25 protein-coding genes and 1 pseudogene are annotated in these 26242 nt (G+C 57.2%); 13 read left to right on the plus strand and 13 right to left on the minus strand.

The window, feature by feature from the left end; all coding sequences use genetic code 11:
• The first annotated feature begins 107 nt into the window (after positions 1-107).
• The gene (locus J2X43_RS16675; protein WP_310295455.1) at positions 108-668 is read left to right on the plus strand and encodes a hypothetical protein; all 561 of its coding nucleotides are present in this window, start codon (positions 108-110) and stop codon (positions 666-668) included.
• A gap of 351 nt (positions 669-1019) precedes the next feature.
• On the opposite strand, the gene J2X43_RS16680 is transcribed toward J2X43_RS16675, so the two are convergent.
• The 4 genes from J2X43_RS16680 to J2X43_RS16695 form a co-directional block, all read right to left on the minus strand.
• Positions 1020-1970, minus strand: coding sequence for a hypothetical protein (locus J2X43_RS16680; RefSeq protein ID WP_310295457.1), 951 nt, complete (start codon positions 1968-1970; stop codon positions 1020-1022).
• Positions 1971-2133: 163 nt separating this feature from the next.
• Complete coding sequence (locus J2X43_RS16685) at positions 2134-2364, minus strand: hypothetical protein (RefSeq protein WP_310295459.1); 231 nt, start codon at positions 2362-2364, stop codon at positions 2134-2136.
• A 141-nt stretch (positions 2365-2505) separates the two neighbouring features.
• On the minus strand, positions 2506-3882 hold the full coding sequence (locus J2X43_RS16690; protein WP_310295461.1) for a sulfatase-like hydrolase/transferase: 1377 nt from the start codon (positions 3880-3882) through the stop codon (positions 2506-2508).
• A 41-nt stretch (positions 3883-3923) separates the two neighbouring features.
• A complete protein-coding gene (locus tag J2X43_RS16695) occupies positions 3924-4871 on the minus strand; it encodes a LysR family transcriptional regulator (RefSeq protein ID WP_310295463.1) in 948 nt (315 codons plus the stop codon).
• Positions 4872-5032: 161 nt separating this feature from the next.
• Between J2X43_RS16695 and J2X43_RS16700 the strand changes: the two genes are divergently transcribed.
• The 4 genes from J2X43_RS16700 to J2X43_RS16715 are packed head-to-tail and all read left to right on the plus strand — an operon-like array spanning position 5033 to position 9729.
• Entirely contained in the window at positions 5033-6388 is a 1356-nt protein-coding gene (locus tag J2X43_RS16700) for an extracellular solute-binding protein (RefSeq protein ID WP_310295465.1), read from the plus strand.
• Positions 6389-6438: 50 nt separating this feature from the next.
• The gene (locus J2X43_RS16705) at positions 6439-7347 is read left to right on the plus strand and encodes a sugar ABC transporter permease (RefSeq protein ID WP_310295467.1); all 909 of its coding nucleotides are present in this window, start codon (positions 6439-6441) and stop codon (positions 7345-7347) included.
• A complete protein-coding gene (locus J2X43_RS16710) occupies positions 7347-8177 on the plus strand; it encodes a carbohydrate ABC transporter permease (protein WP_310295469.1) in 831 nt (276 codons plus the stop codon). Before J2X43_RS16705 ends, J2X43_RS16710 begins: the two co-directional genes overlap by 1 nt.
• A gap of 37 nt (positions 8178-8214) precedes the next feature.
• Positions 8215-9729 (plus strand): sulfatase, encoded by a 1515-nt coding sequence (locus tag J2X43_RS16715; RefSeq protein WP_310295471.1) that lies wholly within the window; start codon positions 8215-8217, stop codon positions 9727-9729.
• A gap of 116 nt (positions 9730-9845) precedes the next feature.
• On the opposite strand, the gene J2X43_RS16720 is transcribed toward J2X43_RS16715, so the two are convergent.
• Both J2X43_RS16720 and J2X43_RS16725 read right to left on the minus strand, forming a co-directional pair.
• On the minus strand, positions 9846-10097 hold the full coding sequence (locus J2X43_RS16720; protein WP_310295473.1) for a CrpP-related protein: 252 nt from the start codon (positions 10095-10097) through the stop codon (positions 9846-9848).
• Between the two features lie 246 nt (positions 10098-10343).
• Positions 10344-12554 (minus strand): EAL domain-containing protein, encoded by a 2211-nt coding sequence (locus J2X43_RS16725; protein ID WP_310295475.1) that lies wholly within the window; start codon positions 12552-12554, stop codon positions 10344-10346.
• A gap of 247 nt (positions 12555-12801) precedes the next feature.
• Here J2X43_RS16725 and J2X43_RS16730 point away from each other — a divergent pair, with 247 nt between their 5' ends.
• Complete coding sequence (locus tag J2X43_RS16730) at positions 12802-13587, plus strand: transporter substrate-binding domain-containing protein (RefSeq protein WP_405049602.1); 786 nt, start codon at positions 12802-12804, stop codon at positions 13585-13587.
• A gap of 70 nt (positions 13588-13657) precedes the next feature.
• Here J2X43_RS16730 and J2X43_RS16735 read toward each other — a convergent pair whose 3' ends face one another.
• Positions 13658-14149, minus strand: coding sequence for a sterol carrier protein domain-containing protein (locus tag J2X43_RS16735; RefSeq protein WP_310295477.1), 492 nt, complete (start codon positions 14147-14149; stop codon positions 13658-13660).
• Positions 14150-14652: 503 nt separating this feature from the next.
• Between J2X43_RS16735 and J2X43_RS16740 the strand changes: the two genes are divergently transcribed.
• From J2X43_RS16740 to J2X43_RS16755, 4 genes and pseudogenes are all read left to right on the plus strand, one after another.
• Positions 14653-15270, plus strand: a complete 618-nt coding sequence (locus J2X43_RS16740) for a type IV toxin-antitoxin system AbiEi family antitoxin domain-containing protein (RefSeq protein ID WP_310295479.1) — start codon at positions 14653-14655, stop codon at positions 15268-15270.
• Positions 15263-15352, plus strand: a pseudogene (locus J2X43_RS16745) (nucleotidyl transferase AbiEii/AbiGii toxin family protein); the annotation flags it as partial. The gene J2X43_RS16740 and the pseudogene J2X43_RS16745, both read left to right, overlap by 8 nt.
• Positions 15353-15480: 128 nt before the next feature.
• Entirely contained in the window at positions 15481-15960 is a 480-nt protein-coding gene (locus J2X43_RS16750) for a hypothetical protein (RefSeq protein ID WP_310295482.1), read from the plus strand.
• Entirely contained in the window at positions 15896-16378 is a 483-nt protein-coding gene (locus J2X43_RS16755) for a hypothetical protein (protein WP_310295484.1), read from the plus strand. The genes J2X43_RS16750 and J2X43_RS16755 overlap by 65 nt, the downstream gene beginning before the upstream one ends.
• A 192-nt stretch (positions 16379-16570) precedes the next feature.
• On the opposite strand, the gene J2X43_RS16760 is transcribed toward J2X43_RS16755, so the two are convergent.
• From J2X43_RS16760 to J2X43_RS16780, 5 genes are read right to left on the minus strand one after another with little or no spacing between them, the layout of a single operon-like run.
• The gene (locus tag J2X43_RS16760) at positions 16571-17338 is read right to left on the minus strand and encodes a glucose 1-dehydrogenase (protein WP_310295486.1); all 768 of its coding nucleotides are present in this window, start codon (positions 17336-17338) and stop codon (positions 16571-16573) included.
• A gap of 15 nt (positions 17339-17353) precedes the next feature.
• Positions 17354-18166, minus strand: a complete 813-nt coding sequence (locus tag J2X43_RS16765) for an ATP-binding cassette domain-containing protein (protein WP_310295488.1) — start codon at positions 18164-18166, stop codon at positions 17354-17356.
• On the minus strand, positions 18163-19188 hold the full coding sequence (locus J2X43_RS16770) for an ABC transporter permease (protein WP_310295491.1): 1026 nt from the start codon (positions 19186-19188) through the stop codon (positions 18163-18165). The genes J2X43_RS16765 and J2X43_RS16770 overlap by 4 nt, the downstream gene beginning before the upstream one ends.
• A complete protein-coding gene (locus J2X43_RS16775; RefSeq protein WP_310295493.1) occupies positions 19189-20181 on the minus strand; it encodes a substrate-binding domain-containing protein in 993 nt (330 codons plus the stop codon).
• 22 nt (positions 20182-20203) lie between these two features.
• The gene (locus J2X43_RS16780; RefSeq protein ID WP_310295495.1) at positions 20204-21853 is read right to left on the minus strand and encodes an FGGY-family carbohydrate kinase; all 1650 of its coding nucleotides are present in this window, start codon (positions 21851-21853) and stop codon (positions 20204-20206) included.
• Between the two features lie 223 nt (positions 21854-22076).
• Here J2X43_RS16780 and J2X43_RS16785 point away from each other — a divergent pair, with 223 nt between their 5' ends.
• Complete coding sequence (locus tag J2X43_RS16785) at positions 22077-23315, plus strand: ROK family protein (protein WP_310295497.1); 1239 nt, start codon at positions 22077-22079, stop codon at positions 23313-23315.
• A gap of 365 nt (positions 23316-23680) precedes the next feature.
• On the opposite strand, the gene J2X43_RS16790 is transcribed toward J2X43_RS16785, so the two are convergent.
• Entirely contained in the window at positions 23681-23878 is a 198-nt protein-coding gene (locus J2X43_RS16790; RefSeq protein WP_310295499.1) for a hypothetical protein, read from the minus strand.
• Positions 23879-24090: 212 nt separating this feature from the next.
• Between J2X43_RS16790 and J2X43_RS16795 the strand changes: the two genes are divergently transcribed.
• Positions 24091-24825 (plus strand): CDP-diacylglycerol diphosphatase, encoded by a 735-nt coding sequence (locus J2X43_RS16795; protein ID WP_310295501.1) that lies wholly within the window; start codon positions 24091-24093, stop codon positions 24823-24825.
• 908 nt (positions 24826-25733) lie between these two features.
• Positions 25734-26180 (plus strand): hypothetical protein, encoded by a 447-nt coding sequence (locus J2X43_RS16800; RefSeq protein WP_310295503.1) that lies wholly within the window; start codon positions 25734-25736, stop codon positions 26178-26180.
• The last annotated feature ends 62 nt before the right edge of the window (positions 26181-26242 follow it).

The raw sequence follows: 26242 nt of genomic DNA on the forward strand, positions 1-26242 counted from the left end.
CCCCAGCCTGATTCAACCGACCATAGCAAATATCCGCTGGAGAACCAGCCGCCCCCCTTCCCAGTCCACCGGGATTCAGGCAGTCATAGGTTGAGCTGGAGTTTGCCATGGCACCGACGAAGCCGAAGAAGGATATGGACGACGATATGCTGGAGGGCGCTGCACTATCCGCTGGAAAGACCTTGGAGAAGGCTGGCGTCTTCAAGGCGCTGCTGCAACCGAGCGCAAAAGCACTCGGCGACTACTGGGGCAAGCGGACTCAGCAGTGGGTCGAAGGCTTGAACGAGCGTCGTGCTAAGAACGTCAGCCAACACATGACTAAGGTGAAAGCTGTCGCAAAGCTATCGCCGCCTGATGTGGCACCCACCGAACGGCAATTCACGTCACTGCTCGAATGGACTTCAGAAGCGCAAACGATTGACCCGGAGGCCGAGCCGGAGCTCTCCGCCCTCTGGCAGGCGCTTCTAGCCGACATCTTGCGGAACGATCCCTACGCGGATGAGATGCGCGTGGTCCTTCAAGAGATGACACGCGCTGATGCACAAGCCTTTCTGACGATGGAATATATGACCGGAGCCCAATCTTCCCGTTCCATTTCGCATTCTCCGCGAGCAGATCAGGTCCCGGTGAGCCCTACCTCGGCCGCTTTAAAAGATGGGGGCTTGTAAGCAACACGCTCACCCTACGTCGTGTTGCAAGCCGCGGAGCGCTCCTGGTTTTCGCCTTAATCTTCGGCGTCGTTGGTTCACAAATGACTGACATCCTCGTTTCCATGGACTTGAAGCGGGAGGCTATGCTGATGCCAGCGACTGCCACTCTTGCGGCGGGTTCTCTCATTACCTTGATTGTACTATCTCTTGTCGGAGAGCTTGGCCGGTATGGATACACGCGGCTTGGCTGGCGGCTGCACAAGAGCGGCCAGCGTTTCCTACGCGAGAAGATGCCCGAACCCGAAGTTTCTGCAGCAGCGGCTCCCGCGAAGAAACCGCGCCGCGCCCGAACCCCAAAGAGTGGCTGATCTATTTTCCGTCCTTGCCGGAGCGTATCGCGCTGACAAGCTGGGTAATCAAGGAGTAGATTTGTGGGTCGATGTGCGCTGGATCGAGCGTGGAGAACGTCGAGTTTCGATCGATATTCCAGTGCTGGAACGCATCTTTGACCTCCGGTGGCGTGAGCTTTTCGCCGTACGCCTTGAGGAAGAACTTGCCGAATTGAATGGCGTGGATGCGGTCGGAGGACTTAAGGGACTCGCTCATGTACGACTTACCGAGCGAATATGCGTATTTGGCGAGCGCTGCAAAAACCCCGACCATCACGATGTTCAGGATGAGAAGCGAGATCGGAAGAATGTAACTTTGTTGTGCGACCTTATCGCCAGCGGTGAGGATCGTGTGAATTGAAAACGCCGTAAGACCTAGAACGGCTAAGAGGAAGAGCACGCCGGCAAAATACCAGAAGATTGCCCAATTGCGATGGTAGCTTTCATAGGTTTGCTGCTGGGCAATCGCATCGGTTACGAAATCCGAAACGTCCTGTTTAACTTCTTCGAGCCGTTCGGTCTTCTGACGTCGCTCCCTCTCAAAGAACTCAATTCCGGTCAGTGCGTGTTGGACTGCCATATCTACGCGATCGGCTCGGATAAATCGAAGTCCCCGCAGATCCGGCGCAAGGGCGGCATCGCTTGTCCCGATCAGGATCGGCAGTATGAGGATGTCCCCTTTGCCATACCGCCCCATTACATACCCAAGCTCCGAGATCAGGGGCGAGCCTTGAGGTGTGTTCGATGAAAAGAGCGGAATGTAAACATCGGCTTGGCCCAGCGAACCTTTGAAATCGCTTGCCATCTGCGCGGTTGGGCGAGGCCATACATTGTCATAGGCGACAACGTGGCCGTACTCTGCGAGCGATTTGGCCAACTCATCCGCTACAATTTTATCGACTTTGTCGAAGCTCAGATAAATTCTCGCCACAAGGTCCCCCAGCGCGTTCTACCGGACCTTGTAGCGAGTCGATTGCGAAAACAACTACCGTTATCGGGAGGCAGCAGCTATTTCGCTTTGGATATCGATCACCTTCATGCTGACGGCGCCGAAGAGCGTTCCGACCAGAAGCGCGACCGTGATGGCATCCCATTTACTCATGGCCGCCACCCTTCACGGGGACCGCCACAGTGCGCAGTTCGAGTTCAAAGTGGCGGAGGACCTTGTCGCCCGCCCGCGTCTTCCCAGTCGCAACCTGTTGCGCCACGGAATGAGAGACGCGCATTTCTTTTCCCGCAGCGACGAAGCCGCCCTTCTCGTCAACGAGGGCCTTGACCATTCGCTGGACCTCTGCCTCGACGCCGGAGGCGCTGCACCCGCTCATTAAGAGAGCGCCCTCGCATATCAGCAGCGGCACGATTTGCCGCCTCGACACGCTCAACAGTCGCTTGCGCATCCGCGCTCTTTTGGGCTGCAACACCCGGTCGTTGCCGTCCACGGCATGTTGGGCCTGTTCTGGCGACTGCTATTCGATCGGATCGATATCCCGCTCCCTGTCCACTGCGTCAATCAGGTCGCTAGCGTTCAGGCGGTATTGGCGGGGAAAGCGCGGCTTTGCATCCCGAATTTCCGGTTGATGACCGTCTTCGACCTCGCCAATCCAGCGCAAAAGCCGTACCTTGAGATCATCTGAGGTTTCGCGAAACGACGTCAATCCCACCAGGTTGACCATCTCATAGGGGTCATTGTCGAGATCGTACAGGTAGGCTTCCCGGTAGGAGTCCGAGCGCGCCTCATCCTTATCGTAATCTGACGTCACGCCATATTTCCAGCGGTGTGTTCTGAGCGCGCGTCCCGTTTCCGTCTCGGAGATCTGGAAAAAGACATCGTCGCGCCAGTCAGCACGATGATCCCGGATGACGGGCAGGATGGATTTTCCTGTCATTGCTGCGGGGATTTCGAGGCCGGCGGCATCGATCAGCGTTGGGGCAACGTCGACAGTTGAGAAGAGCGCACGGACCTGTCCACCGGCCTCGAAACCGGGGCCGATCACCATCGTCGGTACGCGCACGGCACTTTCATGGCAGGAGCGCTTGTACTCGGCATTTCGCGTCTTGAAGTGGCAGGCGTGATCTGATGTGAACATGACGATCGTGTTGTCCAGAATGTCGAGGCTTTTGAGCGCATCCACCAAACGGCCAAAGGCTTCGTCAAGGCGTTTGACCATCCCGTAATAGCCACCCAGGTGCCAAGTGCTTGTTCCCTTGAGCGTTGCGAGATCCGGCGGTGTCCACGTCTTGGCGTCCATCATCTCGCGATAGCCGTCGGGGGCGGGATAGGCATCGGTATGGTTCTGGTGGTGGGGCTCCAGAAAAGACACAAAGAGGAAGAACGGCTCTCTTTGATGATCGTCGCAGTAACGTATCGCAGCATCCGTCAGCGCGTCGACGCGGTATCCTGGAAGTTTCTTTTTCTGGTCATCGACATCGTAGACGACGGTGTCATAGGCGTCCGAGGTAAACTCGAGAAGGTTGGCGGCAAGCCAGCTTTGATAACCGCCCCGCTCGCTCTTGGGAACCGGGTCTGTACCGCCGAGATGCCACTTGCCGATATACCCCGTCTGGTAGCCATTTTTCGCGAAGACCTTGGCGATTGTCTCTGCGTCATCGGCAAGCGGGATGCCGTTGCGAAACACCCCGGTCTCGGTGGCAAATAAGCCTGTCTGCATCGATGATCGTGCCGGACCGCAAAGTGGCTGGCTGGTAAAAGAATTGAAGAGATGCGTTCCCTTGGCCGCGAGACGGTCGAAGTTCGGCGTCAGGCCCATCGGATTACCGTGGACGCCCGTGGTGTCATGGCGCTGCTGGTCGGTGAAGAAGACGATGACGTTGGGCTTGCGCATAGTGTGCTCCGCGATCTGCATTTTGCGCGAACCTAGTGAAGTCACCCTTCCATTGGAAATGACTTCGAAACCCCACGGCTATAACTTCCGGGAATGGCAAGTGTCTCGCTGGCCAGCTGAGGCAGCAGATCAAGGGCTCGCCGCATGATCGGGTATTCGCGCGACGATGTCCGGTACCACGCTCCCGAGCCGAAACTCCAGATCGGAGCGGCAAAATGGAGGGGGACGAGCCCGAACTGCTCGGCCACGTTGGCGAGCGAAAGGGGGGCGAGCGTGAGCTTATCGGAGTTCGCAACGATCCTGAAGCTTGCAGCAAGCGCCTCGACTTCCATGGCAATGTCGGGCGGCGGCAAGCAGCTGTCGCTGAAAAAGCCTGCCATTCTGGCTACGATCGCATCGTCGCGGCGGTATATGACCCAGCGCCTGTTGGCAACGTCTTCGGGCCGTACGAGGTCAAGCCTGGCAAGACGATCGCTCTTTCGGCAATAGGGCACGATATCGACCCTGATGATCTCGGCAGTTTCGATACCTTCGGGCGGGCGGTCATGGATCGCGCCGAGCATCAGATCGACGTCGCCTGCCACCAGCCGCGGAAGGGTGAGGTCCGCCACATTGAAATCCAGGCGGACCTTTGTCTCGGGAAACTCGTCGGACAGGATGCGGGCGATATCGGGAGCAATCTCCATGTGATAGGCCGCGCCAGCACCAATCGAGAAATGCGGCAACGAGCCCGAAACAAGCGATTTGATCTCCTCGCGTGACTGGCGATATTGGATCTCGATGCGCTTGGCCCGGTCGCGAAGCTTTGCTCCGGCCCGCGTTAGGTTCATGCCGCGCGATGTGCGGTCAAAGAGTGGAGCCTCATAATCGCGCTCCAGCCTGCGGATCATTTTTGTAAGGGCAGGCTGGGTCAGGCCGACCTTGACGGCAGCTGACGTCAGATTTCCTTCCTCGGCCACGACAAGGAAGGCGAGCAGCGTTCGATCCACGGTATTCCTCCACGTTATAGCAGGTTATGGATAGCATTCGCCTGCGGACAAATCAGCATCAGCCGTTCCTTTGAAACGCGCCGCCATAGAAAACCCTTTCTTTAACGTTGCGGCGTTTGTCGGCTTACTCTTAGAAAATGCGATTTCGACGGAGGAACCCTATGAGTATCAGCAGATTTGCAGTTCTCCTTGCCGCGGGAACGATGGCGGCCCTTTCGACACCGGCCGCAGCAGCCGACAGCTTCTTGGATGTGGGCTCGCAGGAGCCCATTACGATCCTGATCAATGCATCGCCTTGGTACAAGGGGTTCGAGAATGTGGTCGCCCTCTATGAGGAGCAGACCGGCAACAAGGTTGACCTCGAAGTCACGCCATTCGATGGAATGCTGGAGAAGGCACGGTCGGCCGTGCGCAGCGGCGACACCAGCCCCTATGATCTTGTCAACATCAACGGAAATTCCACAGTTGAATTCTATCAGGGCGGCTTCCTTCAGCCCTTGAACGAGATCGATCCCAGCTTCCAGGTCCCGAAAGAAGTCTACGCCTTTGGCGACAGCGGCTGCTGGGACGAAGCCAAGAAGTTCCGTACCTGCGCGAGCGGCAAGTTGATGGGATATTCGCCGAACGGCAACGTCCAGCTTTTCTACTATCGCGACGATGTCCTGAAGGAAAAGGGTCTGAAGGTCCCGGTCACGTTCGACCAGGTGCTCGACAACTGCAAGGTCCTCCAAAATCCGCCGGATAGCTACGGTTACCTGCAGCGCGGCGAGAAGGGCGACTCGATCTACTACGATTTCATGGCCTATCTGTTGTCTTACGGCGGCTCGATCGAAAAGGACGCCGCCAATGGCGACTTCACGGTTACGGTGAACAGCCCCGAGGTCAAGCAGGCGCTCGACAAGTTCATCGAGATCTCGAAGTCCTGCGGACCGCAGAACTACGCCTCGCTCGGACAGGGCGATCTCATCCAGCTGATCCAGACCGGCAAAGGCCTGCAGGCCCATGCCGTTGTCGCAGCCTTCCCGAATTTCGACGATCCCAAGAAGTCTGCAGTCATCGGCAAGGTGAACGCCGCTGTCCTGCCAAAGGCCAAGGTCGACGGCGAGCCTGGCGTTGCCATCGGAAACTGGGTGCTAGCCGTTCCGAAAAACGCCTCTGACGATGGCAAGAAGGGTGCGCTCGCGTTCTCGAAATGGTTCATCACCTACAAGGCACAATATGCCTATGCCGAAGGCGGCGGGATCCCTGTGCGCGAAGACGTCTTTTCCTCCGACCTGAAGGATCGGCCCGAGTTCCGTTGGATGCCGGCATATCAGGAAGAAATCAAATACGGCAAGCAGCTGCTCGGCTATTCGGAAGGTCCGGCCGTCAACCAGGCGCTTGGCTTGCGGCTGAACCAGGCGCTGATCGGCGAACTCTCTTCCGCTGCGGCGCTTAATCAGGCCGCAAAGGATATCGAGGCGATCTTCAAGAAGGGTGGCCGCAAGACAGGTCTCCTTAGCCCGCTCGCCGAATAGTCATTCCAGCAGGCAGCCGTTCCTCACCAGGAGCGGCTGCGGAACATGCCATGACGACAAGATCTGAAAAGCCTCGTTCCTTAGCAGACTTCATCGACCGTCATTTTCAGTGGCTGGCACTGGCGCCGGCCGCCCTCTTCCTGCTGCTTCTGACCGTCTACCCGGTTGGCGAGCTGATCGCCATGTCTCTTTCGACGATTACCTTCGAGAGGGCCAGTGAGATCTGGCAATTCACCCCGGCGGAGAATTTCAGGCAGCTGCTTGACGACGACATCTTCCGGATTGCGTTAAAGAACACTGTGGTCTTCGCGATCATCAGCGTTTTGATCGAGCTGGCCTTTGGCCTGGTGCTTGCCATCCTTGTCTCGTCGGCGGGCAAGGCAAAGGCTATCCTGCGCACCATCCTGATCATTCCGATCCTCATGCCACCGGTGGCGATCGGTTCGATGTGGAAGCTGATGTACAGCCTAGACTTCGGTGTCCTGAACCAAGCCGTCACTCTTGTGGGGCTGCAACCGATCAACTGGCTCGGATCGACTTCGTTGGCGCTGTTGTCGGTCGTCATCGTCGACGTCTGGCATTGGACGCCTTTTGTCTTCCTCATCCTGTTCGCAGCCGTCGAGGCAGTGCCCGGCGACGTCATCGAGGCGGCCCGCATCGACGGCGCAAAAAACCGAACGATTGTCCTGCGGATCATCATACCGCTGATCTGGCCGACGCTGCTGGTCGCGATGTTTTTCCGCACGATCCTCGCCTTCAAGGTTTTCGATCAGATCTTCCTGTTGACCTCAGGAGGTCCAGGTACATCGACCGAGGTCGTCAGCCTCCACCTGTACAAAGTCTATTTCCAGCAGAATGATCTCGGATACGGCTCAATGCTGTCAATTGCCGTGATTGCCGCGACCATTGCATTCATTTGGGTCGCGCATCGCGCTGGCCGTTTCGTGAGGGCTATCTGATGCTCGATCTGAGAGGCCCAAGCCGCCTGATCGGCATTCTCCTTCTTTCAGCCGGGGTGTTCGTCATCCTGTCTCCGTTCCTGTGGGTTTTCCTTCAATCCTTGAAATACGAGATCAACATCCTGCAGGGATCGTGGCTCTTTAAGCCAACATCTTTCAACTATGCCGACGTGCTTTATTCCCGGCGCTCAGATTTCCCCGAAAACGTTTGGAACAGCCTCGTCGTTGCTATCCTGTCGACATCAGGCGTGCTGATCATCGGAACGCTTGCGGCTTACGCTCTCGTCCATTTCAAATCGCGCACGCTGATTTCGCGTGTCTTCCTTGGCTGGACGCTGATTTTCAACATGATCCCACCGCTCACTCTCGTGGGACCTTGGTATCTGATCTTCCGGGAATTGAATCTCTCGGGCACGCTGACGGCACTGGTGCTGACGCATATCGCCCTGAACCTTCCAATGACCATCTGGATGATGATGGCCTATTTCCGCGAGATCCCGCACGAGATCGAAGAGGCGGCGCTCGTCGACGGATGCAGTCGGCCCTCAATCTTCTGGCGCGTTGCCCTTCCGTTGGCTGTGCCCGGGCTTATCGCGGCTGGAGTTCTTGCCTTCGTCTTCTCCTGGAATGAGTTCTCTGTCGCGCTGACGCTGACCAGCCGTCATACCGCAACGGTTCCAGTTGCGATCTCGCGCTTTGCCCAGCAATACGAGGTCCAGTACGGCCAGATGGCTGCCGCTTCGATCCTCTCTACGATACCCGCGCTGATCATGATGTTCGTGGGGCAGCGTTTCATCGTCCGGGGCCTCACCATGGGAGCCGTAAAATAATGCGGCACCTGCCCTCCGGACCTCAGGGAGACCACTCATGAAGACTGTCTTCGTCCTCTTTGATTCATTGAACCGGCACATGCTTGGCGCTTACGGCGGCACCAGGATCCCGACGCCGAATTTCGACAGGCTGGCGGCGCGTACAAGGGTCTATGACAAGCACTACGTGGGTTCTCTGCCCTGCATGCCCGCCCGCCGTGATCTCCTGACCGGACGGCTGACTTTCCTGCATCGCAGCTGGGGGCCACTTGAGCCGTTCGACAATGCGTTCCCGGAACTGCTCAAACAGAAGGGCGTTCATTCGCATCTGATCACTGACCACTATCACTATTGGGAGGATGGCGGGGCGACCTATCACAACCGTTACTCCACCTTCGAATTCGTTCGCGGCCAGGAGTCCGATCCCTGGAAAGCCATGGTCCAGCCGCATTGGGAGCGGCTGCGGGAAAAGTATCACGAGGCGCAGGCGCCCAAGGGTCCTATGGGCAAGTTTGGGCCGTATCTCATCAATCGCGAGTTCATCAAGGAGGAGAAGGATTTTCCTTCCGTCCAGTGCTTTGCACATGGCCTTGAATTCCTGGATGCCAATCGTGACGCGGACGACTGGCTGCTGCAGATCGAAACCTTCGACCCCCACGAACCCTTCTTCGCTCCCGAACGCTTCAAGGAACCATTCAAGACGGACTGGGATGGTCCGATCCGGGACTGGCCGCGATATGGCCGCGTCGAGGAGCTGCCGCAAGAGGCTGACGAGCTTCGGGCCAACTACTATGCGATCGTTTCGCTCTGCGATTTCCTGCTCGGGCAGCTTCTGGACTATTTCGATGAGCACGATTTGTGGAAGGATACAGCCCTTGTGGTGACGACCGACCATGGCTTTCTGCTCGGCGAGCATGATTTCTGGGCAAAGAACCGGATGAACATGTACGAGGAAATCGTTCATATCCCGCTGTTCGTTCACGACCCACGCAAGCCGGGCGCACGAAGGATCGACCGCCTGACCCAGTCGGTCGATGTCGGACCGACCTTTCTCGACCTTTTTGGCGTGGCAGCCCCTCCGGAGACCGAAGGCTTCTCGCTCCTTGCGGAGCGTCAGCGCGAAGCGGTTCTGTTTGGCTATTTCGGTGGCGCGGTCAATGTTACGGACGGCCGCCACACCTATCACCGGTTTCCGGCCGACCTCGATACCCAGGAAATCTTCCAATACACCGTGATGCCGACGCATATCACGCAGCCGTTCACGCCCGAGGAACTCTCTGCCTCTACGTTGTCCCCGCCATTTGGCTGGACGAAAAGCGTGCCCCTCCTGAAGGTGCCGGTCACACAGCGCTCACCGATGTACTCGAATTACGGACCGGGAGCACTGTTGGAGAAAGAGACGCGGCTCTATGATCTGGTCACAGACCCTGGACAGCTCACGCCGCTTGCCGATGGTGCGGTAGAGCGCAGGATGATCGACATGATGTTAAAGCTTATGGGCGCCAACGAAGCCCCGGATGAGGCATATAAGAGATTGGGCTTGGCGCCCGCCCAGTCGCCCGCTGACCCGTGAACGTCGAGCTCCGGAACTGAGCGGTCACGATCGTGGATGTTCACCGCATTGGCTTTCGTTTCACAACGCCTGTGGTGTATTTCAAAGCCAATGCTGCTGCGGCGTTCTCAACGTGCTTAACCCGGTATCTGTTCGATGCGGGGCAGGAGATTTCGCACATACGGCAAGAGGTTGCCCTCACGGCTGGCGTTCTCTGCCTCCCATCCAAATTTCCACGCATCGTGGCGGGAAAGCCAGTCGGCCAATCCGTCATGGTTTTCTGCGGGGAGTTTGTCTGCTTTCAGGAAAGGGTTCTCGTGGCCGGCAAGTCCCAAAACACACGCTCTCGCTCCGGCTTCCTGCAGATCCATCAATTCTTCTATCGTCATAACTTATCCCCTGAAGGCGGATGCTACCAACAGGAGGCGCTAATGCAAGCATTGTCTTTCTCAAGGGTTTGCAAAAGCTAGGGATTTGCATCGGGACAACTGGACAAAAGAGCGTAGGGGTCCCGTTGATCAACGCACCAAGTCTCCGCGTTCCAAATAAAGAGCGGTCCACTGGAGCGCCTTAACTGACAGCCTGACTTGCGCGTTTATCGCGTACGGCGCCGTGAAACACAGTGTTTGGAAGAATCACCCGGTATGCGCGGCCCTGGTATTGCCATCCTCGTTTCTGGCAATGATCCGGTCAAAATCCACGCCCGCCATCGGGCGAGAAAAATAGAAACCTTGCAGATCGGTGCAACCGGCCGCAATCAGGAAGTCGCGTTGCCCCTGGGTTTCGATACCCTCCGCTGTAGTGGTCTTTCCGAGCGTTCTGCTCAATCCGATGATTGACGAAACGATGGCAGCTCCCTCGGCCTGGCTTCCAAGCAAACTGACGAATGAGCGATCGATCTTGATCCTGTCGATATTGAATTGGATTAGATGGCTAAGCGAAGAGAAGCCGGTTCCGAAATCATCCAAGGCAATGCGAATTCCGTGCGCCCGAAGGATCGCAAGAGTCTCCTGAGCGCCGTGGTCCAGATTGAAAAGCGCAGCCTCTGTGAGTTCGAGTTCGAGACGCGAGGGGCTGAGGCCGGCCTCCTTGATAATAGAAAGAACGCGGTCACCAAATCCGCGGCGCCGGACTTGGGAGGGCGAAACGTTGACAGCCAGCGTGATGCCTAAAGGCCATGATGCGGCTCTGATTGCGGCAGTTCTCAACACCCATTCCCCAAGTTGGTCGATAAGGCCGGCCTCCTCGGCAATCGGAATAAACATGTCGGGCGTGAGCAACCCTAGATGCGGATGCCTCCACCGTACCAAAGCCTCCGCACCCGACAGCGGCATTTCATCGGAAGCCAGGTGGACTGATTGGAAGAATACTTCCAGTTCGCCCTTAGGTTCCTGTGTGACGGAATCGCTGGCGGAGCCCAGAAGAAGACGAAGATCCTGAGTCAGGTTGTCCTTTTCGACATTTCGAGTATCGAGATATTCGTGATACTCGACACACCGACCCCTTCCATGGCTTTTGGCCTCGTAAAGCGCCAGGTCAGCGCGGCGAAGGTATTCGCTGCGGGCTAAGGTTCGGTCGTTGACAGTAACAGCACCAATCGAGCCGCCAATCCTGACAACGATATCGCCGTTGCGCAGGTTGAATGGCTTGGCGAGCTCGGAGACGACCTCCTCCCATAATTCCGGGAGTGCTCGCCCCGCGGCGCTCCCAGGGGGCAGGAGCAAGGCGAATTCGTCGCCGCCCACCCTGGCAAGCATATCCCGTTCTCCGAACAGAGGGCTCAGCCGGATCACAACGCTGCGCAGAAGCTCGTCTCCTGCCGGGTGTCCGTAGGTGTCGTTGATCTCTTTAAAGCGATCAAGGTCAATGAGTGCCACGATGGCATATCCGGAAGAAGCATCCAGGGTGTCGAGACAATGCTGAAAGCGCTCCGCAAAGAGCGCTCTGTTGGGCAATCCCGTCAATACGTCATGATAGGACAGATGACGAGCATGGTCCTCGCTGCGGCCCAGTTCCTGCAAACTTTTTCTCAGCCGTGCCATGAGTGCGAAGAACAGACCGCCGATCAACAGTCCTGCGACCGAAAGGAGGGGCACGAGACGGGCAACGACGCGTGAGCCGGGAAGATCCGGCGCCCATATGATAAAACCGATGGGCTCGTTCGTTGCAGTTGCCTCGATCTGGAAAGCGACCTCGTTTGCCTCAGCGTCTGCGGTTCGCGCGTACCGCGCGCCGGCGAGGCCCTGCTCACGGCTGAGCGCATCAAGCGTGGCCCCATCGAGAAAGCGGAAAGCAGCGAGATACAAAGGCTGCGCCAGTCTTGTCCTAGCACCATTGGCTTCGATTGACGCCGTCACTTTCGTGACGCCCGCAATAGACGGCCGCCCCTCAAGTTTCATCAGCGCAACATGGATCCGCTCCGGGTTCGTCTCGCTCTGCCCAGGGCCCTTGAGATCGGCCTGCCTTATCATCGGCAAAAGGAGCGGACGGATCCATTTGTACCGGCGGGCGGTTTCGGCGTCGGCCTCCAGCGCAAGCTCGCCGGTTGATGTGACCAGATACGTGCCATTGTATCCGAACGCGGTCGTGGCGACCGTCGCGAAAGCTTCGGCGGTGCTATTGTCGTTTCCGCCATCCGCGACCACCGCATTTTCCGACAGTAGTGACGAGAAGCCTGCAGCCATCAAGCGCATGTCTTTCGAAACCCGGTCTACCTGGTCCTGAAGGCGGCCGTTCACGAGCTTGCGCTGGTGGTCCAACGCCGCAGCGTCACTTTCTTTCCCCGCCCAAAGCGCCGCGACGAACACGAGGCCGAGAATGGCAACACCGCTGATCGCGAGCAGCACGAGTGTGGCTCCAGAAGAGCGGGCGGCTTTCTGGGCAAGACGTTGGGGCAGATCATATGCAGACAAAGAGCTTCTCTCCCAGGGTCTTCAATTCTGGCGCGCATTCATTACGAAAAGCTTTTCAAGGATGCGCAAATTTAGTGCCTGGAAAGGGTAAGCATCTTAAATTTTTGATGGTTTGATTGGCATCATCAAACAGCCTGATAGGCGCAACGAACGGTGAGGTCGCAACATGCCAGGAATGAAGATGTTCATTACGCGCCGGATGCTGGTTTTGGGTTCGGTGATGGCCTTGGCCGGCGGGGCGCCGTTTCCGTCGCTGGCAGCCGAACATGATACCGTCCGTGTGGCGGTGGAAGGGGGATTTCCACCGTTCAACTACCTAGACTCCGAGAACCAGCTCCAGGGATTTGACGTCGATGTCGCCAAAGCGGTGTGTGAGGCGGCAGCGCTCAAATGCGAATTCGTGATCCAGGAGTGGACCGGCATGATCCCCAACCTGCTCGCAAAAAAGTATGATGCCATCGTTTCGTCGATGTCGATGAGCGCCGAGAGACGCGAGAAAGTGGCGTTCTCTGCAAAATATTACGACAGCCCATCCGTGTTCATCGTGCGCAAAGGTTCCGACATTGCAGGCACGTCGCCCAATGACCTCAAGGACAAGAAACTTGGCGTCACTGCAGCAACCGCGCAGGAGGCATACGCGAAAAAATACTATCCCAATGTATCGACGGCCGTGGTTCAGGCATCTCCCGACCTTTACAAGGAACTGGCTGAAGGAAACGTCGATATCATCTTTGAAGACAAGCTTGCGGTCTATGACTGGCTGACCAACACCAAGGCCGGAAGCTGCTGCGAGTTCAAGGGCGAGGACATCAAGAATGCTGAATATTTCGGTGACGGTGCGGGGATAGCGGTGCGTCCCGATGACAAGGATTTGCTCGGAAAGCTGAATGGCGCCCTTGCGAAAATCCAGGCGAGCGATGTCTACGATACGATCAATGCGAAGTATTTTCCCTTCAGCATCAGGTAGACGCGTTCACGCTTGAAGCTCGGCAGAAGCACGCAGTTCTCCGAAATCAGAGTGACATCAGGTTTGCTGGCTAAAATGAAATGCCCGAATATGGTTTGGGACCGGACGAGGCGGAAACCTGATTCAGTGCATCAATATCTCCCGCGTCGCTTGTGATGCGGCCCGCCGCAGCAAGGACGGCCGCTGACTGCGCACCGAAGGCAAGTTCGGCAATCGTCTGTATGGATAGCTCAAAAGCAGGGTTCTCGTCGCTTCGCAAGGCGCCGTTAGCTGACACGGACCATACCCCGGTGTTTTCCGGAAGGATTGGATCGGTAACTTGGAAGACGACCTTACTGCCGCGCCCGTACGGGCGTGCGTTCAGGAACTTCTCCAAGTCCAGCGGCCTAGTCCAGCTCTCGTCGCGCAGTTCGGAAACCCGCAGGGCCCTTGGGTTATCAATTAAAAAAGTAGACTTATGAGCAGCGACGATTCCGGTGTTTGGGAAATGGAATTCTCTTTTTTCGCATGAATGCAAAATGCCGGCTTCCGGGATGTTTGCGCCGGGTAACTGCCGAAGCATCGAGCATCGAAGCGCTTCCGAAGATAATTTGGTTTCAATGAAAGCCTATTCGGGCCATGAAAGTCGATATCGACCTCGCACGGTCTTTAATTCGTATCTCTACGAAACACTCCGCGATACTGGAGGCTGAGGATGACCCTGCTGCCAAGCGCAGACATTCAGACAGTTGCCATCGCGAAGTCATCCAAAATTTGCGCCACTTCATATCGAAAATCCATGAGTGGTCTGTTCGCTATTACCCGTAGTTCTGCAAATGCGCGACCGGACAGGACGATATTGGTTTCGCCATTCAAGCGACAATCCTGGATGATCCCATCGGGTTGCTCTTCGTGAAGCCAGAATGCTCCTGACCATTGCTGCCCGATTGCGCGCGAACTCGAATCCCTTCAAGGTAAACGGTTCGTTACTGGCTCACGACTTCGCCAGTCGATGGCTGTCTCAGGTCTAGGGATTGTGATACAAATCCTCGGACAATAGATTATATACTCCGAGTTTCTGTATCAATGACCGCTTCTGTCACGCAACGCCAAATCGCCCGAACCGTGCTCGCTGAACGTGGGATAGCACGTCTGGTGGAGCTGCGGAACGCAGGCGTGACGGCGGCCACCATTAGTCGAATGGAACGGGATGGCGAGGTGATGCGGCTTGCTCGTGGCCTTTATCAACTTCCCGATGCGGAACTCGATGCCAACCATAGTCTGGCGGAGATTGCCAAACGCGCGCCGAAGGCCGTTGTCTGCCTAGTTTCGGCCCTCAATTTCCACGGCTTGACGGATCAACTTCCGGGACAGATCTGGCTTGCCATAGGCCGCAAAGACTGGGCCCCGCAACCGGGCGGTCCTGCTATGCGAATAGTGCGTTTCACAGACAGCCTTCTCAACGAAAGCGTCGAGGTTCACGTCGTGGAAGGCGTTCCGGTAAAGATTTTTGGAATCGCCAAGACGATTGCCGATTGCTTTCGCTATCGCAACAAGATTGGCCTATCCGTAGCGATAGAGGGGCTGCAGGAGACGCTACAGCAACGAAGGGCTACTCCTGGCAAAATTGCTGACCAAGCGGAGCGCGGTGGCGTTGGGACAGTAATCCGTCCGTATCTCGAGGCGCTGACCGCAAATGGCTAAGGAAATCAAAAACGTCGGCGCCTCGGTGCGCGCTCGCATGTTGCAACTCGCCAAGGCAAGCGGGCAGAGCTTTGGTGTTGTGGACCGGTCTGGCGCCATGGGCTCTGGCCGTTATACCCGTGAGGGTGGAAGGGGTTGGCGCGAAGCGCGGGTGCTTGTAACTCTCTAAATGGTTGTTACAGATAGGCGTATCAGAAGTTGGGGCACGCCATGGCCAAGAAGGCTGCTGAAAAGAAAACCTGCTTTGTCGTTGGGCCGATTGGCGACGATGACAGCGACGACCGCATCCACGCAGACTGGTTGCTGGAAGAGATTATCGAACCTGTCTTCAGGGAGCATTTCCCGGATTTCCATGTGGCTCGGGCTGACCGGATGCCTAATCCTGGGCAAATCACGACGCAGGTTATAACCGCACTCTTAGACTCTGAGCTGGTCATTGCTGACCTCACGACGCTTAACCCAAACGCCTTCTATGAAATAGGCATCAGGCATACAATCCAGAAACCCATCATCCACATGCACCTCGAAGGGCAGCGGATACCCTTTGATGTGGCTTCAGTGCGCTCGGTGAAGTTCTCGCGCCGGAGGCCGTCCGATCTTCGATCTGCGCGCGTCCCTGCAGCTCATGGTGAAGGAGGCGATAGACGCCGATCACGAGATCGACAATCCTGTGACCTTCTCCCGCGGTAAAGTCCAGTTCGACCAGACGGCCACGGATAACGAGAAGATTATGCAAGATCAGATGGCCACATTGTCCGCGAGGCTGGCAGTCATTGAGGATCTGGCTTCAACACCGAAGGTCAGACCCCACAATTTCAAGAACAGATTTTCAGAAGATGTCGTGCGGGCCTTAATGGTCCCGCCTTCCAAGACGATTGAGCTCACATTGTCGATTAATGCGCTGACCGAGCAGCAGGCAATGAGCCAAGCGGAGCGTTTGCTGTCGTCATCGTTTGAACGATACACAACCGTATCGCTGGCAGAGGGAGCGATCGTATACTCAGTCGAATTCAATCAGCTGAATATGATGAGAATGAGAGACATCGGCGACACTTTAAAAGGAATGGGATTTGAAATCGCGGTTCGGACAAGAACCGGTAGGCAATAGAAAAAGCCCTCGGAAGAGGGCTCAAGGCGGCAAAGAGTAAAACACAAGGTCTTCCAAAAGTTCTGGCCCGGCAAGGACCAATCGCTGTGCACATCGTCACCTAGTGCACTATCGCGATCTCCGATCTCTAGGAATGTCCTGGCATCCGTCCATCGCGGATCGCGGACACGGGTAGCCGCCGACCTTCATTCCCTACCAGAGCGTATATCCACCATCGACAACAATGACCGACCCGGTGACGAAGCTTGACGCCTCGCTCGCAAGCAGCAGTGCAATCGGCGCAATTTCCTCTGGTTTTCCGTAGCGCGCCATCGGAACCTCATCCTTCCAGTAGTGCCGATAGTCCTCATATTCGGTACTGGCGATCTCAGTCCTGACGTAGCCGGGTGCAATGGCATTGACGCGTACGTTGCTGCTGGCCCATTCAGCAGCCAGCGAACGGGTAAGATGATGAACCGCAGCCTTCGAGATGCCGTAGGGTGAATGCCACTGTGGCCGGTTGATGATCTCACCCGAAATGGATCCGATATTGATGATCGATCCCTGCTTGCGCTCAACCATATGACGGCCGACGATCTGCGAGGCTTTCCAAACGCCCTCCAGATTGATGCTGAACAGCCGTTCCCACTCTTCATCGGGAAGGGTCAAGGCGTTGGCGTGGAAGCCGATACCAGCATTGTTGACTAGCACGTCTATCTGACCGAAATGCTTCAGGGCCGCCTGGGTCGCCGATTCGATCTCGTCACGCTTTGCCATATCGGCCTCAAGCGCGATGGCGTCTACGCCAAGCTTGCGGATCTCTTCTACGGCTACAGCGCTCTTTTCAGCGTCACGCCCGACAATGACGATGGCAGAGCCGGCTTCCGCAAGGCCCTGGACGATCGCACGGCCGATGCCACGATTGCCGCCAGTGACCATCGAGACTTTGTTCTTGAGCGAAAAACGATCCAGTATCGGCATGAACAGCTTCCTTTGTCAGGCTTTCTTTTGATGGATGATTGCGGTTGGCAGGCTATCGGGCGCTGCCGCGCCGGTCATGACGGCGACTACGTCGTTCATCGTTACGGTCTTCGTGGCGACGACGGCTGCGCGGCGGCCGAGCCGATGAATGTGAATACGGTCGGCAATCTCGAAAACGTCAGGCATGGAATGGCTAATAATCACCACGGAAAGGCCCTGCGCGCGCACGCGCCGGATCAGTTCCAGGACCTGCTTTGTCTCGCGTACACCGAGTGCAGCTGTCGGCTCATCGAGAATGACGACCCGGCGCCCCCAGGCGGCTGCCCGGGCCACAGCTACTGCCTGCCGCTGACCGCCAGACAAGGTATCGACCTTCTGACGGATCGACTGAACGCGGATACCCAGATTGCGCATGTGCTCCAAAGCTTCGTTGCGCATCCTCTTTTTGTCGAGTTGCCTGAGGACCATACCCATGAAGCCCGGCTTTCTGAGCTCGCGGCCGAGAAACAGGTTCTGGGTGATATCGAGTTCGGTGGCGACGGCAAGCTCCTGATAGACCGTCTCGATGCCAGAGAGGCGGGCATCGAGCGGCGTGCGAAAGCTGACCTGCCGGCCATCGAGGGTAATCTCGCCGCTGTCGGGTACGACTGCGCCGGTCAGTGCTCGAATAAGGCTGGACTTGCCAGCGCCGTTGTCTCCGACGACTGCCAATATTTCGTTATCGGCCAGTTCGAAATCGGCGCCATCCATGGCGATCACGTGGCCATAGCTCTTGCGCAGGCCGTGCGCTTCCATGACCAGTCTTGGCAAAGAGGGTGCTGCCGTCATGACCGCTTCCTCCTGCTGACATACTGGTCGGCAGTGACGGCGAGCACGACGAGAATACCGGTTGCCACCTGTTGATAGAGTGAATCGATCCCGGCCTGGGTCAGGCCGTTTTGAAGGACGATGACGATCAGGGCGCCGACAAATGTACCAATCACCCCGCCACGTCCGCCAAACAGGCTCGATCCGCCGATGACAACTGCGGTAATGGCGTCGAGATTGGCAAGCTGGTAGGCGCTGGGGTCTGCGATCGGGGTTCGTCCAAGCGCCTGCCAGGCTGCGAAGAAATAGAATAGACCGGCCAGGCCATAGACCGAGAAGATAACCCGGTTCACCTTGATGCCATTGAGACGCGCGCCAGTTGGATTGTTGCCGACTGCGTAGACGCGTACGCCCCATGCGGTCTGGTTCAGGACGTAGCATAGCAGGAGGGTCAGAGCCACCCACAGGATCGTGCCGTAGCTGACAACCATCGGCGTCGTCAGGGCAGGCTTGCCGAGAATGCGCAGCAACCCGGAGCTGATGGGGTAGCTTTCGGAGCTGGAATAGAGGCGAGCGACCGCCTGCAAGACGGTGAACATACCGAGCGTGACGATGAAAGGTGGCAAGCGCAAGCGCGCAATGACGGCCCCGTTGATGCATGCCGCCGTGACGCAAATCAGCAAGCCTGCGAGAATGCCAAGTCCGACATTGCCGGCGACAGCGAAACTGCCGATCGCGACGGTACCGAAGACCATGATTGCGCCACAGGCTAGATCGATGCCTGCGACCAGGATGATGAGCGTCTGACCAAGCGCGAGCGTACCAACCACCACCGACTGCTGGAACAGCAGTGACAGATTGCGCGGATTAAAGAACGTCGATGTGGCCATCGAGAAGAAAATGACGATGGCCACGAGCGCGACGAGTGGGCCAGCCACGGGTTGCGAGAAAAACGCAAAAATCAAAGCCCGGAGGCTTTTCTCTTGACGGGCACCAGAGGTGCCCGCCGCTTCGTTGTCTTGAATGTTTTGTGGAGTGCTCAATTATTCGCCCCAGCAGTTCTTCAAGCCCCATTCGCTTGTCTGGGATTCGATACCATCGACCGGCTTGTCGGTGATCAGTATTGTACCCGAGTTGTTGACGCCGCTCGGCGTTTTGCCGTTGGTGACGGCGGCATTGATTGCATCGACCGCAAGCTCACCCATCTTGGTCGGGAACTGCATGACGGTCGCACCGATCTCGCCGCTGGCAACCGAGCGCACGCCCGAGCAACTTCCGTCGATCGAGGTAACAATGACTGTGGCACCGGCCTGCTGAATTGCAAGGGCTGCCCCTTGAGCTGCCGGTTCATTGATTGTGTAGAGGACGTTGATGTCGCCATGTGCAGACAGGAGGTTCTCCATACTGGACTGGCCGGTCTCCACATTGGCCTTGGTGAGAGCAGTCCCCGATAGCTCGGCAGATCCATCCTTCAATCCGAAGCCTTGCATGAAGCCATTGTGGCGGGCCCCGGCCGTCTTGTCGGAGAGGTCGTAGTCGAGCATTGCCACGTGCGCTTCCTTGCCGGCAAGCTGTGCACGCGCCCATTTTCCGATCAGGTCGCCTGCTGCAAGATTGTCCGTCTCGTAGGATGCGTTGGCAGCATCTGCTGGATCCAGCGAGGTGTTTGTCGTGACGACGATAATTCCTGCATCGCGTGCGGTCTTGACGATAGGCGCGAGCGCAAATGCGTTTGCTGGGTCGAGGACAATGCCTTTGACGCCGCGATTGATCATGTTTTCAATAGCGTTGATCTGGCTTGCTGAGTCGCCGGCAACCTTCGATTCCGCGGTCATGACCTCAAGGCCGAGTTCTTTCGCCCGGGCCACTCCAGCCTGCTGCAGGCGGGAAAAAAACGGGTTGGCGAGCTGCTGTTCAACAATGCCGATCGTGTATTTCGCATCCTGCGCTTGAGCCGTGGCAGATGCAGCAAGGCTGATTGCCGCGGCCGCGAATACGATGAGCGATGTCGTCGCTTTTCCACTGTGCTTGATCATATCTGTTCCTCCCTTCAGACGGTTAAAAGACCTTATCTCGTTGAGACGGCCTATCGCTGGCCCGGCTTGGCAGGACCTCGCGATTGATGTGAGGCGATGACGCCTGACCTTTGTGGGCGCTCGCAACCGAGCGCAGAACATGCATGGCTTCGTGGATCCTGGTATCCGCCGACAATGCGCAATATTGGTCGTAGATGGCGTCGTAGACGCCGGCATATTGAGGCCGAGGGGTGATGGTTCGCGCCTGGCGCGCACCGAAGCGTGCAAATCCTTCGCGAAAATCCTTGACGACCTCTCCAGCGACCGCACCGTGGATGGCCGCGCCGACGCATGTTGCATTGTCAATCTGCGGTATTGTAAGGGGCCGGCCCGTAACATCGGCAAGGATCTGTACGAGAAGCGGGTTGCGGTCCGCCAGACCGCTTGTGATCACGAGGCGCTCGACCTTCATCCCCTCATCCTCGAAGAGGGCAATGACCGATCGCGTCCCGTAGCACAGGCTTTCCATCAAACTGCGATAGATGCAGGCGGCCGAAGACTGCAGGGTCAAGCCAAGGAGCAACCCCGACAGGAGGGAATCGGAATGGGGGACACGATTGCCATTCCACCAATCGAGCGCCAATAGCGGAAACGTGCCAGGCTCGATACCTGCTGCCTCGTTGTTATAGGCGGAAAAACTTGCCTCCAGGTCGTCGCCTTTGGGAAAGGATCGGGCAAACCAGGCGAGAATGTCACCGAAAGCGGCCTGGCCCGCCTCATAGCACCAGAGACCGGGCAGGGCGGCGTCGAATGCCACGCCTTCGACACCGGCCGGCAGGACACTGAAATCATCGGAGAGATAAAGGTAGGCAGCAGACGTGCCGAGAGCTCCAACCAGAGTGCCGGGCGCACCATCATCGACGGCTGGCAGGACGGCGTGGGAATCGATGACCGCGACGGCAACGGCAGGTGAGCCCAGGATACCGGTCTTTGCCAGCCAATCAGCGGTCATTTGGCCAGCGCTTGTGCCGACGTCGGCGACGGGGCCGAACTTGGCCATGAAATCTTCTGCAAGTTCGCCTGGATAGCCGGCGACAGGATCGTGCTGAGCCTTGTAGGCAGCAAAGTCGCGGCTGCGAAGCTCGTTTCTGGTGAGCTGCCACACGAGCCAGTCGCCAGCCTCGATGAAGCGATCCGTCCGGGCGAAGATTTCTGGCGCATCAATCGACAGCTCAAGAGCCTTGGCAAGGAACCATTCGCCAGAAAGACGGCCGCCAAAGCGTGCCGCTACGACCGGATTACTATCAAGCAGACCCGTCGCGTGCGATTGAGCCGAGTGCTTCCAAAGCTTGACATAGGCATGCGGCTCCGCGGGGAGCTGATCCGCAATTGCTGCTCCGCTGATATCGGCAGGCAAGGGTGAGCTTGCGGTGAAATCAAGACCGATCGAAACCACCTGGCGATCTCTACCCAGCCGATTTAGCAGTTGCTCGGCAGCAAGAAGATAGTCGTTGGGCACCTGGAGAAACATCCTGCCCTTGATGGGCGTGCCGTCGGGTAGCTGGTCGGTCAAGGTTGCGTGCACATAGGGCGCGACCGCGAAGTCGACCTGTTTGCCAGACGCGAGCGAGATCAGCACGCCGCGAGCGCTTTCAGTTCCGAAATCCAATCCGATGATGAAAGCTTCCAACACGCCATATTCCAGATTTTGGCCGCAGGTCACGACAATTTCTTCGACCAGTTAAATCTGTAAGGAAACATATGTCAACGATCTTTTGATAAATAATTATCAAAAGATCGCCTTCTAATGGATGTCCTGCAGCAAAAAATCTGGGATTATGCCGCCAATGGCTGTTCTCTGGTTGGCTTAGGATTAGAGTGTCGGCGTCAATGAGCGGGTTGAATAGGAGTAGGTTTTGGCGGAAGCAAAGCGTCGCGGCTTAACAAGCGGTGCCGGCACCATTTTGGGCGATCGCCTGCCGCTCAGCGCTTGCAGCGATCTCTTCGCCTCAATCGCTGACCATCATATCTCGCGTGCCGATCTTTCGGATAAACTGGGCGTATCGCGCGTCACTCTCGGCCAGAGACTTGCCCCACTCATTGACGCCGGTCTGGTGGTTGAACTGGCAGAGACCGTTCCAAGCGGCGGACGTCCGACAAAAATGCTGGGAGCCGATCCTGGGTTTGGCGTCATCCTGGCAGTTGACGTCGGGGAAAGCCTTATACGCCTGGCCGTTACAGATCTTGAAGGCGACGTCTTGAAGCAAAGCGAGATTGAATACGCCCGCAACGACCCGCCGCTCACTTCGCTTGAACTGGTGGCATCGGGCCTTGACGGGCTTCTGAATGAATTGGGAGGCGAGCGGTTTCGCATCGGAATGGGCGTGAGCTTGCCGGCGCCGATCGATGTGAAGGCGAGGCGTGTGGTGGGGCCATCCATCCTTCGAAACTGGGATGAAGTCGACATCGTCGGATGGCTCGCAAAGCGCTTGGGCGTGCCGGTTGTCGTCGAAAATGACGTCAACCTAATGACCTTGTTTGAAGCCACGAGGGCGCCAGGTTCGAACGATCACTTCATGTTTATCAAGATGGGAACCGGTATCGGCTCAGGTTTCATCCTCGATGGGCGCCTTTACAGAGGTGCCGATGGCGCGTCCGGAGATATTGGCCATATCCAGCTGAACAGAGAGACAGCCCCGCTCTGCCGTTGCGGCAAGGTGGGCTGCCTCGAGGCGCACGCAGCCGGATGGGCGATCGCGCGCAGTCTGCGCGAAAAGGGTATCGATGCAGAAGATGCTCACGATGTGATCCGTCAGGTCGCCGATCAGGTGCCTGAAGCAATTGCTTTTCTGCGCGAAGCCGGGAGAGCGCTGGGTGAGGTCGTTGCCGATACGGTCAGCATTCTCAATCCCCGAACGATCAGGATTGGAGGGACCCTTGCCGGCGCTCATGAGTATCTGCTGGCGGGCGTGCGTGAGCTTGTCTACCAGCGGTGCCTTCCGCTCGCCACGAGCCAATTGACGATCGAGCACGTTCCGCCCAGCACGATTGCCTGCATTCAGGGCGCGGTCATCAGCTTGAGACATCATATCTTTAGCGGTTTACAATCGTCCATCCTTTTGGAACGCTACGAGAGGTGGCAGGCGGGAAGGTAACGAGAATGAGGTTATGAGTTTTGGCAGTCACGTGGCGCGGGCCTGTCCCTATAGCGGCCTGCATCTGCGATCACTTATCTCACATGGAGACCTGAGGACCCTTTATCCGTCACCCGATGGCGGCGACGGAGCGGCTATGGTCACTTCCTCATGAACCCGCAAATTGGGCGCGCCATCTCCGCCCGGCTCGAAGGCCCGGTCTGCGCTCAATCCTTCGACAATTGAGCAGGCACTGGGATCAAGATTGGGTCGCGGCTGGTTTCGCGAACAGGAGATGGCTTCAGTCGCGCGGATAGCCTTGCGAACGCGCTCAAAACAGACGTCAGGTCAGCCATGCGTACGAGGAACGCTACACGTCGAGATCCCTAGTAGCTGCAGTCCTCGTGGTGCTGATGTTTCTCCAGAACGCTTTGGCTCGATCTGTCTGATGACTTGTTGCGCGAGGCGAGTTCAATGTCTTCCAGCATCTCGGCTCGTGTCGCGACTGAAAATTCCTCGACCGCGGCAATGAGCTTCTCGCGTCCGCCAAGTCGGTAGATTTCGGTCATTTTTGCAAGATTCATGTGGCGCCCCGGCGTTCCATTCTTGTCGCTACATCATGGTCAAAATAAATCGCGGTGTCGCGTGACGGCGGCGTGACATACACGTCGGGACGAACTGTCAGCCATCCGCTCGCTTCTGGCGACGACGTTTGCCCGTCACGCCTTGCTGCATTGACCCGCAGGTGGAGCGCAGTCTATTGACCGCTCATCGCGATTCCATATTGTGCAACGCAATGAAACGTTTCCTTTCGATCCTTCTCGGTTTCGTGCTTACGGCGTCTGCTGCACTCGCAATTGACAGCCGGTCCGCTTTGACGACAGTCCTGAAAACCTGCGAGATCAGCTTCAAACTCTCCGGAGGCGCATTCCCCTGTCTGAAAGTATCGGAGGGGGCAGACCCGCTCTTGTCATATGCCGTACTCCGCGAGCCGATGGCCAGCCAGCGGACGATATTTTCGCCGCTTGCGGAGATACCCGGCATCGAGGATCCGCGCCTGTTGGGGCCCGGTGCACCAAACTTTTTTTCCATGGCGTGGAATGAGCGGTCGTTGGCCGTGCCTGAGGGCAGGGATCAATGGGACGGTGTTGCCCTTGCGATCAATGCTGCGGTCAACCGTACCCAGGACCATCTTCACATCCACATGGGTTGCCTTGCGCCGAAGGTCACCGCGGCGCTAGCGAAGACAAAGGTTAGCTCCATTGAATTTCGCCGGCTCGGTATCAAGCTCGAACGGCAGACCTATTGGGCTCTTTTTGTGCCTGCCGACGATCTGTCGGGCATCAACCCGTTCAAACTCGTTGCCGACCAGGTGTTCCTGGCGAAAAGGTTCATGGGTGGCGTCACGATTGGGGTGATCGGCGGCGAACGCGACGGCCAACGGGGATTTTTCATATTGGCGAATGCGATGGGGCCAAAATCAGGTCACGATGCGTCAGCGGAAAGCCTCATAGATCCGTCATGTGGCTGACAGGATGAGATTCTTCAAGGCGGTCGTCACGGGTTTGACTGCGTGTACTCAGGAGGCTGACGCCAATAAGATCAAAGCCAATCTCGATCGGTCTTCCACAGCCCGTATATTCGCGCAATGCGGTTTGCAGATCTCCTGTCATTTCCGCCGATCCCGCCTGTCATTCATCTGATCCGAGAAGCCACGTCCATTCGGCTCCTTCGGAGTTGGCGCATCCGACTTGGTTGCCCTCGGCGCGCAAGCGTCCGATGCGGCTTTGTATCCGGATCGCGTCTTCCGGAAGGCCATCGCAACCTGATCGTCAGAGCTTCCCTCGTCTAACCAGATGATCTGGCAACTACTATTTCCTCCTCCCGGAAAACAAGGGCAGCGGTGCACGCGGCCCGGATCGCGAAAGCCCGCCGCGCGACGACTGCCGCAATCTTGGGGGGGGGGCGCGGGCGCGTTTCCAAAAGAACGCCGATATCCCGACTATCACGCGGCCCGACATCAATCTGTTCGGCGCGGACGCAGTGATGACGCGCGCGCTCGAAATCATGTTCAATGAGGTGCTGTTTCACTGTCTCGCGTTCGGAAGCGAACGCATGATTCAGAACGTGTCAAGAATCGAGGAAGATTTAGGCTACGAGCGCGATTGAGCCGAAACTTTTTCGATCAGCTCCTGAAAACGCCGTCGCGGCCGGCGTGTAAGGCGCAAAAAAGCCGCTGCACAAACGCTGGCTCAAGGCCGTGTCACCTCAGGCGGCGTTAGAGAGGAAGACACGCCTTAGTATTGGCCGTCGATGCCAGCCGGCAGGCAGCCGTCATTTTAACTACATACCCAAAAAGGGTTATTCCGGAAGCTGGACTCGTTTTTTTCAACGTGTCATTTACGATTCATTAGGAATAACTTCAACAGGGTACACAACATGAACTTGAAGACTTTGATGCTCGCTTCATCAATTGCGATCTGCAGTGTGACATCGTCATTTGCTGCTGCATTTCCGGTCAATCCCACACAGGTAGTGGACACCGACGAAAATAATCTTTCGGCCGTCTATGCTTCTTGGGTTTCGGGCTGGTCCGCGATTTTCAATCAAGTGGCCGGACAGAACTGGACCACGACCGTCTATGACAGCTGGGGTGAAAAGTTCCTGGACATCCCCGAAGTAACCGTCCTGCGCTCCTACTCGACGGGCCAGCCAGGTTCGTCATTCGCAGCCTCCTTCATCTACCTCGGTGGATACGCGACATACACCGCATTGCCTACTCCCGTGCCAGGCCCTGAAGCGGGCGCAGGTATTGGCGCTCTTGCCCTCGGCGGAATCGCTCTCTACATCCAGCGCCGTCGCAAGGACGGCGTTGCAGCCGCTTAAAATCTATAGTTTATAGCAACGCGAGAGGCCCTGGATCGGGCCTCTCCCTGTTTTCTGTGATG

The sequence above is a fragment of the Rhizobium sp. BE258 genome (assembly GCF_031457345.1).
Taxonomy (GTDB): domain Bacteria; phylum Pseudomonadota; class Alphaproteobacteria; order Rhizobiales; family Rhizobiaceae; genus Rhizobium.

Bases quoted from the DNA above. Each gene is read 5' to 3' on its own strand.
- J2X43_RS16795 (WP_310295501.1), top strand. From the start codon at position 24,091: ATGAAACGTTTCCTTTCGATCCTTCTCGGTTTCGTGCTTACGGCGTCT.
- J2X43_RS16765 (WP_310295488.1), bottom strand. From the start codon at position 18,166: ATGACGGCAGCACCCTCTTTGCCAAGACTGGTCATGGAAGCGCACGGC.
- J2X43_RS16750 (WP_310295482.1), top strand. From the start codon at position 15,481: ATGGCCAAGAAGGCTGCTGAAAAGAAAACCTGCTTTGTCGTTGGGCCG.
- J2X43_RS16700 (WP_310295465.1), top strand. From the start codon at position 5,033: ATGAGTATCAGCAGATTTGCAGTTCTCCTTGCCGCGGGAACGATGGCG.
- J2X43_RS16775 (WP_310295493.1), bottom strand. From the start codon at position 20,181: ATGATCAAGCACAGTGGAAAAGCGACGACATCGCTCATCGTATTCGCG.
- J2X43_RS16715 (WP_310295471.1), top strand. From the start codon at position 8,215: ATGAAGACTGTCTTCGTCCTCTTTGATTCATTGAACCGGCACATGCTT.
- J2X43_RS16685 (WP_310295459.1), bottom strand. From the start codon at position 2,364: ATGAGCGGGTGCAGCGCCTCCGGCGTCGAGGCAGAGGTCCAGCGAATG.
- J2X43_RS16675 (WP_310295455.1), top strand. From the start codon at position 108: ATGGCACCGACGAAGCCGAAGAAGGATATGGACGACGATATGCTGGAG.
- J2X43_RS16690 (WP_310295461.1), bottom strand. From the start codon at position 3,882: ATGCGCAAGCCCAACGTCATCGTCTTCTTCACCGACCAGCAGCGCCAT.
- J2X43_RS16710 (WP_310295469.1), top strand. From the start codon at position 7,347: ATGCTCGATCTGAGAGGCCCAAGCCGCCTGATCGGCATTCTCCTTCTT.
- J2X43_RS16740 (WP_310295479.1), top strand. From the start codon at position 14,653: ATGACCGCTTCTGTCACGCAACGCCAAATCGCCCGAACCGTGCTCGCT.
- J2X43_RS16735 (WP_310295477.1), bottom strand. From the start codon at position 14,149: ATGCTTCGGCAGTTACCCGGCGCAAACATCCCGGAAGCCGGCATTTTG.
- J2X43_RS16705 (WP_310295467.1), top strand. From the start codon at position 6,439: ATGACGACAAGATCTGAAAAGCCTCGTTCCTTAGCAGACTTCATCGAC.
- J2X43_RS16755 (WP_310295484.1), top strand. From the start codon at position 15,896: ATGGTGAAGGAGGCGATAGACGCCGATCACGAGATCGACAATCCTGTG.
- J2X43_RS16720 (WP_310295473.1), bottom strand. From the start codon at position 10,097: ATGACGATAGAAGAATTGATGGATCTGCAGGAAGCCGGAGCGAGAGCG.
- J2X43_RS16800 (WP_310295503.1), top strand. From the start codon at position 25,734: ATGAACTTGAAGACTTTGATGCTCGCTTCATCAATTGCGATCTGCAGT.
- J2X43_RS16730 (WP_405049602.1), top strand. From the start codon at position 12,802: ATGTTCATTACGCGCCGGATGCTGGTTTTGGGTTCGGTGATGGCCTTG.
- J2X43_RS16790 (WP_310295499.1), bottom strand. From the start codon at position 23,878: ATGAATCTTGCAAAAATGACCGAAATCTACCGACTTGGCGGACGCGAG.
- J2X43_RS16760 (WP_310295486.1), bottom strand. From the start codon at position 17,338: ATGCCGATACTGGATCGTTTTTCGCTCAAGAACAAAGTCTCGATGGTC.